The sequence below is a fragment of the bacterium genome (assembly GCA_040753555.1).
Lineage (GTDB): Bacteria > UBA9089 > UBA9088 > UBA9088 > UBA9088 > JBFLYE01.
This window is the reverse complement of sequence record JBFMDZ010000183.1, coordinates 1-4,078: the sequence shown is the minus strand read 5'-3', so window position 1 is coordinate 4,078 and position 4,078 is coordinate 1. Positions and strand designations below refer to the sequence as shown.

Sequence of the window (4,078 nt, the reverse complement as noted above, 5' to 3'; positions counted from 1 at the left end):
TTTACATTTTATTGTCACTCACTTTTTTGTAATTTTTACCTCCCCATACCCCTCAATCCCTTATAAATACAAGAAATTCTACTTTCGCTACCACCAATTTCGCCAAGTTTCTGTTGAAGTTGGGTAATAAACTTTGGCAAAAACCTATACTGAAACCAATTGCTTTTTGGTATATCTCCTGTATGAAAATTTAGTGTTTTGACTATAATCTTAAAATTATTCCTAATCCTAAAACAAAAAATCCAATAAACACAATAGATCCCCCAGGGTCCTTGACTACCTCAATAGTAGAAAAATAGCTCTTTGGAATTATTCTTTTAAATGTAATGGGAAAATCCTTATGGTATTCAAAATTCAAAAAAACCCATCCTGTATCTTTTTTGTTTTCTTTGGATATTTCTACCTTTATTGCTGGATTGTTGAAATTAAAAGACCTAGTTTGTGCCACCCCATCTATTATAACAAAATCTGGCAAGAAATCTAAAACCTTGATTTTTATGTCATCTACCTTGAATTCATCGCCTATATTTTTTACCAAAAATTCTTTATTGTCCATTGCAATTATTATATCAAAAGAGGTAACCCCATAATCCATCTGATAGAACCTATATCCTCCAAAGGAAAATGGGTGATTAACAAGGATTTTAAAAGATGCAACCTTTGTTTTATCTTTATACAAAACAATATCTGAACGGAATTCTTTTGGGCTTTTATCTTCGTAATGGGTAATTTTAAAAGAAGAAAGCATTATAGAATAATTGGTTTTTGGTATAGAAACCCTATCCCCTTCATTTATCTTTATAATTTCCCTGAAAGAAAAGAAATGACTTAAGGCTCCTCCAAGCAAAATAATGATAATTCCCAAATGACAGAGCCAATAAGAAATCCCCCTTTTCCCTCCAAAAACAAAGCAAAGGATAATGCTTATTACAATAGAAAGGCTTGAAAAAAGAAGAAGATAAGGAGAATGAAAACCCCCTATTCCTTGTGTTATAATAAGGAAGCCTAGCAATACCAGAGTCCATTTAAGTAGAATTTTCATATCCGTCTTAATTTCTTGTGATAGGATATTGCAAACCTGTGTGCCTCATCCCTTATATTTTGAAGAAAAGAGGCTTCAATAGGAATTGGCTCTTTATCTTTAAGGAAAATTCTATCAGGCTCTTTTGCAATTGATGCGACATTTATGTTTATATCAAAAGATTTCAGGGTATCTATTGCAACATTAAGATGACCTTTTCCACCATCTATAAGAATAAGGTCTGGAAGCCTTTTATTTTCCTTGATAAGCCTTTTAATCCTCCTTTCTAATACCTCCCTTATCATTCTATAGTCATCTGGTCCCTTTGTTCTTATTTTAAACCTTCTATATTCATCCCTATTTGCTATGCCATTTTCAAATACAACAAGGGAGCCGACTGCATAATTGCCAGAGATATTTGATATATCAATTGCCTCTATGCATTTTGGAGAAAATCCAAGAATATCAAAAATCCCATCCCTTATTTGTGCATTTCTTAAAGCAAAAAGCTCTGCATTCTTTTTTGCAAGGATAAGCAATTCCATTTTTTTTCCCCTCTTTGGTATTGTAATTAAAACCCTTTTTCCTTTTATCTTTGAAAGAGCCTTCTCAATTAGTGCCTTATCCTCTATATCGCTCTCAATTATTATCTCATCTGGTGTGTTTGTTGTAAATAAATAAAATTGCTTTATAAAACCAGATATAGCATCTTCTTGATATGATATGATGCAGGGGTATTCTCCTATTAGTTTTCCCTCCCTTATTACAAGGACAAAGATTGCAGAAGGAATGGTTGATTGTCCAATCACATCATAGTTTATGGGCCTTGTAAAGAATGCCTTTTGAGATTCACATATGGACTTTATGGCAATAATTTCATCCCTAATCTTTCCTGCATCTTCAAAATTTAATTTAATTGCCTCATTTTTCATTCTTTTTTCAAGGCTTTTAAGAAGAATTTTATGGCTTCCAGAAAGAAAAACAATTACATCCTTTATATTTTTGTTATATTCAGCCTCTGATATTTCTCCCTTACAGGGTGCAATACATTGTCCTATATGGAATAAGAGACAGGGCTTATTTGGCATCTTCTTGCAAGACCTTATTTTAAAAACCTCCTTTGCTATCTTTATTGTTTTTCTTAAAATCCCTGCTCTATATGGACCAAAAAAATAGCCATCTTTTGTTAACCTTCTTGTTGTTAATATCCTTGGAAATGCTTCTTTTGTTATCTTTATAAATGGGTATGCCTTATCGTCCTTCAGAGAGACATTAAATTTTGGCTTATATTTTTTTATAAGGTTTGCCTCAAGTAACAAAGCCTCAAGCTCTGAATCGCACAAAAACCATTCTATAGAGGCAATGTGTGAAACAAGGATTTGTTGCTTTAATGATTTTGGGCTAATGTATTGAGAAAGCCTTTTCTTAAGAGAGCCTGCCTTTCCAATGTAAATTGGCTTATCTTCCTTATCCTTAAAGATATACACACCAGGCTTATTTGGTGCATCCTTTAATTCCATTATGCTTTTTTGATAAGAACATTTATTGGAATGGAGATATTAAGTTTTTTCCTTAAAAACCTCTTTATTCTCTTAAGAAAATTTTCTTCTGTAAAAAGGGGATTATTTACAAATAAAGTAAATGTTGGTGGAGAGGGGTTTGTCTGTGTTGCATAGTATATCTTTGGTCTTTCTATTTTAAATTGGGATATAGCCTTATTCAAAAGGCTTGTTTTTATAGATATATTTAGGCTTTCTGAAAGGCTATATGTTTCATTAAGGAGGGTTTTTATTCCTATACCAGTAATGCAAGAGGTAAAAAGGATATTGGGAGAATCCAAAAATGGAAGGCTTTTTAAAATATAAGCCCTATAATCGCTCTTATCTGCTTTTATAAGGTCTAATTTATTGACAACAATGATATAGGGGACAAATTGAGATTCTATCTCCTCAATAAGCCTTTTTTCCTGGCTAGTAAGCCCCTCAAACCCATCAATAAGGAGCCAAACAATATCTGCCTTTTTTATACACCTTTTTGCGGATGCAACATAACCTGCCTCAATCCTTGATGCAATCTTTTTCCTTATCCCTACTGTATCAACAAGGGTAAATTCCCTATCTTTGAATGTAAAACCCTCTATTATAGAATCCCTTGTTGTTCCCGGTGTAGATGAAACAATTACCCTTTGCTTTTTTGTTATAAGATTAAGTAAAGAGCTTTTTCCAACATTTGGCCTTCCAATAATGGCAATATTTATCCCCTCTACCTCTGTCCTCTGGTGCTCTGGTGCTCTGGTGCTCTGGTGCTCTGCCCTCTGCCCTCTATCTCTTATCTCATCCAAAAGCTCGTCAATATTTATCCCATGGTCGCTTGATATAGGAATTAAAGGAAGCCCTAGCTTATAAAAATCTGCCAAATCGCTTTCCTTGTATGGCGTTTTATCCATCTTGTTTACAACAAGCAAAACATCCTTTCCCCTCTTTCTTAAAGAATTGAGGATTTCAATATCACCTGGCAAAATTCCATCTTTTCCATCAAGAAGGAGGATAATTAAATCTGCCTCCTTTATCGCAAAATCCACCTGCTCCTTTATCTTACCTGCAATGTCTGTTTTCTCATTATCTATTCCGCCTGTATCAATAAGGGTAAAGGAGAATTTTCCCCAGATTGCCTCTCCATAATTCCTATCCCTTGTTATCCCAGGCTCTTTGTCAATAAATGCTACTTTTTTTCCAATAAGCCTATTAAAGAGGGTTGATTTTCCAACATTTGGTCTTCCAACAATACAAACCTTAAACATTAAAGGGTATAATATCCTTTTAAATCTCTCAAAAAGGAGGACAATCCAGACAGATGCAACAAATAAATTATCTCACAGAATTATTAGAATTTCAAGGATTTTTTGTAAGGGGGGTAGAAAGAAGAAAGAATGTAACTATTCAGTCATTACAGAGAGAAACGGAGAATGGATGAATTGGAGAGAGGGAGAAGGGGAGAAAGGGAGAATCTTAAGAAGGGGAGAAATTTCTCCGTTTCACAGAAAAAGGGGAGAATGGG

General features: G+C 33.9%; 3 protein-coding genes. All 3 read right to left on the bottom strand.

Annotation, left to right across the window (positions count from 1 at the left end; genetic code table 11):
* Positions 1-202: 202 nt before the first annotated feature.
* From AB1630_10895 to der, 3 genes are read right to left on the bottom strand one after another with little or no spacing between them, the layout of a single operon-like run.
* The gene (locus AB1630_10895) at positions 203-1,042 is read right to left on the bottom strand and encodes a cytochrome c biogenesis protein ResB (GenBank protein MEW6104298.1); all 840 of its coding nucleotides are present in this window, start codon (positions 1,040-1,042) and stop codon (positions 203-205) included.
* On the bottom strand, positions 1,039-2,541 hold the full coding sequence (uvrC, locus tag AB1630_10890; protein ID MEW6104297.1) for an excinuclease ABC subunit UvrC: 1,503 nt from the start codon (positions 2,539-2,541) through the stop codon (positions 1,039-1,041). Before uvrC ends, AB1630_10895 begins: the two co-directional genes overlap by 4 nt.
* A complete protein-coding gene (gene der, locus AB1630_10885) occupies positions 2,541-3,821 on the bottom strand; it encodes a ribosome biogenesis GTPase Der (protein ID MEW6104296.1) in 1,281 nt (426 codons plus the stop codon). The genes uvrC and der overlap by 1 nt, the downstream gene beginning before the upstream one ends.
* Positions 3,822-4,078: the final 257 nt, after the last annotated feature.

What these genes read in the sequence shown, in the direction of transcription:
- AB1630_10895 (MEW6104298.1), bottom strand. Translation starts at nt 1,042, where the DNA reads ATGAAAATTCTACTTAAATGGACTCTGGTATTGCTAGGCTTCCTTATT.
- uvrC (MEW6104297.1), bottom strand. Translation starts at nt 2,541, where the DNA reads ATGGAATTAAAGGATGCACCAAATAAGCCTGGTGTGTATATCTTTAAG.
- der (MEW6104296.1), bottom strand. Translation starts at nt 3,821, where the DNA reads ATGTTTAAGGTTTGTATTGTTGGAAGACCAAATGTTGGAAAATCAACC.